Source organism: Pseudomonas agronomica (assembly GCF_025917275.1).
In the GTDB taxonomy this organism is placed as follows: Bacteria; Pseudomonadota; Gammaproteobacteria; order Pseudomonadales; family Pseudomonadaceae; genus Aquipseudomonas; species Aquipseudomonas agronomica.
Map to the genome: position 1 here is coordinate 1 of NZ_JAOSHO010000640.1, position 2463 is coordinate 2463.

Consider the following 2463-nt stretch of genomic DNA (forward strand, 5'->3'; position numbering starts at 1 on the left):
ACTGCGCAACGCTTCCCGGCAATACGGCATTGCCGAGGCCGATTGGCTCGACCTGTCCAGCGGCCTGGCGCCCTGGCCGTTCGACATTCCACCGATCCCGCCGCGGGCCTGGGCGCGCCTGCCCGAGGCCGATGATGGATTGGAACAGGCCGCTTGCGATTACTACGAAGCGACGCATGTGCTGCCGGTGGCCGGTTCGCAGATGGCCATCCAACTGTTGCCGCGCCTGCGCCGGGCCGGCAAGGTCGGCGTCTTGTCGCCCTGTTACGCCGAGCACGCCGAAGCCTGGCGCCGCTGTGGTTACATCGTGCGCGAAGTGTTGGAGGCGGAAGTGGACTTCTTCCTCGACAGCCTCGATGTGCTGGTGGTGGTCAATCCGAACAATCCCACGGGCCTGAGCCTGAACCCGGAACGCTTGCTCGATTGGCACGCGCGATTGGCCCAGCGCGGTGGCTGGCTGGTGGTGGATGAAGCATTCATGGATATCACGCCGCACCTGAGCCTCAGCGCCCATGCCCATCAGGTCGGGCTGATCGTGTTGCGCTCGTTCGGCAAATTCTTTGGCCTGGCCGGGGTTCGCCTGGGGTTCGTCCTGGCCGAGCGTCGTTTGCTGAAGCTGCTCGCCGAGCAAGTCGGGCCGTGGGCCATCAGCGGGCCGACCCGGATTTTGGGTGAAGCTTGTCTGCTCGACACCGAAGCCCATGCACGGCAGCGCGAGCGTTGCGAAGCAACCAGCCAGCGCCTGGCCCTGACGTTGGAACGCCACGGTTTCAAGCCCCAGGGCGGTTGCGCGTTGTTCCAGTGGCTGGTCACCGAACATGCCCAGGCGCTCTACGACTTCATGGCCCATCGCGGCATTCTCCTGCGGCTGTTCACCGAGACCAGCAGCCTGCGCTTCGGGCTGCCGGCTGACGACGCGCAATTCCTGCGCCTGGAACAGGCTTTCGAAGCCTACGCCAAGGACATTCAATGAAGACCTTGATGGTGCAGGGCACCACCTCCGATGCAGGCAAAAGTACCCTGGTCACGGCGTTGTGCCGCTGGGTCAAACGCCAAGGCGTGAGCGTGGTGCCGTTCAAGCCGCAGAACATGGCCCTCAACAGCGCGGTGACCGCCGACGGCGGCGAAATCGGCCGGGCCCAGGCCGTCCAGGCCCAGGCTTGCGGCCTCGAACCGCACACCGACATGAACCCGGTCCTGCTCAAGCCCAACAGTGACACCGGCGCCCAGGTCATCATCCATGGCCGCGCCGTGACCACCATGAACGCGGTGGCTTATCACGATTACAAAGCCATTGCGATGCAGGCGGTGCTCGCGTCCCACGAACGGTTGAGTAAGACCTATCCAGTGGTCATGGTCGAGGGCGCGGGGTCGCCGGCGGAGATCAACCTGCGGGCTGGCGACATCGCCAACATGGGCTTCGCCGAGGCGGTGGACTGCCCGGTATTGCTGATCGCCGACATCAATCGCGGCGGTGTATTCGCCCATCTGGTAGGCACCCTGGAACTGCTTTCGCCCAGTGAGCAGGCGCGGATCAAGGGGTTCATCATCAACCGTTTCCGCGGCGACCTCGCCTTGCTGCAACCTGGGCTGGATTGGCTGGAAGTACGCACCGGCAAACCGGTGGTCGGCGTGCTGCCCTATGTCATGGACTTGCATCTGGAAGCGGAGGACGGCCTCGACCAACGCCAGGCCGACAAGGCCGAACAACTGCTCAAGGTGGTGGTGCCGGTCCTGCCGCGCATCAGCAACCACACCGATTTCGATCCGCTGCGCCTGCATCCGCAAGTCGATTTGCAATTCGTCGGCCCCGGCCAGGCCATCCCGCCAGCCGACCTGATCATCCTGCCCGGTTCCAAAAGTGTGCGCAGCGACTTGGCCTTTCTACGCGCCAACGGCTGGGAAACGGCGATCCATCGACACCTGCGCTACGGCGGCAAGTTGTTGGGTATTTGTGGCGGTCTGCAAATGCTTGGCCGGCACGTTCATGACCCGCTCGGCCTGGAAGGCGCGGCGGGCTCCAGCGCCGGGCTGGGCCTGTTGGATTTCGAAACGACCCTGGAACGCGAGAAGCAATTGCGCAACGTCCGCGGGCGACTGGCCTTGGAAGACGCCGAGGTCAGCGGTTACGAGATCCACGCGGGCGTGACCGTCGGCCCCGCGCTGGAATATGCCGCGGTGCACCTGGACGACGGCCGCTGCGATGGCGCTCTGAGCCTGGACGGGCAGATTGTCGGGACTTATCTGCATGGGCTGTTCGAGTCGCCGGCGGCCAGCAGCGCGTTTCTGCGCTGGGCGGGTCTGGAGGACGTACAGGCGGTGGATTACCACGGCTTGCGCGAGCGAGATATCGAATGGTTGGCGGACCTGGTGGAGCGGCATCTGGATACCGGGCTGCTGCGTGAACTCTGTGGGATCTAGGTTTACCTTGCCGGCCCTTTCGCGAGCAGGCTCGCTCCCACA

General features: G+C 64.6%; 2 protein-coding genes. Both read left to right on the plus strand.

What is annotated here, in order from left to right; all coding sequences use genetic code 11:
• Position 1: 1 nt before the first annotated feature.
• Positions 2 to 973 (plus strand): threonine-phosphate decarboxylase CobD, encoded by a 972-nt coding sequence (gene cobD, locus OC610_RS25590; protein WP_264431812.1) that lies wholly within the window; start codon positions 2 to 4, stop codon positions 971 to 973.
• Positions 970 to 2421 carry a cobyric acid synthase gene (locus OC610_RS25595; RefSeq protein ID WP_264431813.1) on the plus strand — a complete coding sequence of 484 codons (1452 nt, stop codon included), beginning with the start codon at positions 970 to 972 and terminating at the stop codon, positions 2419 to 2421. The genes cobD and OC610_RS25595 overlap by 4 nt, the downstream gene beginning before the upstream one ends.
• The last annotated feature ends 42 nt before the right edge of the window (positions 2422 to 2463 follow it).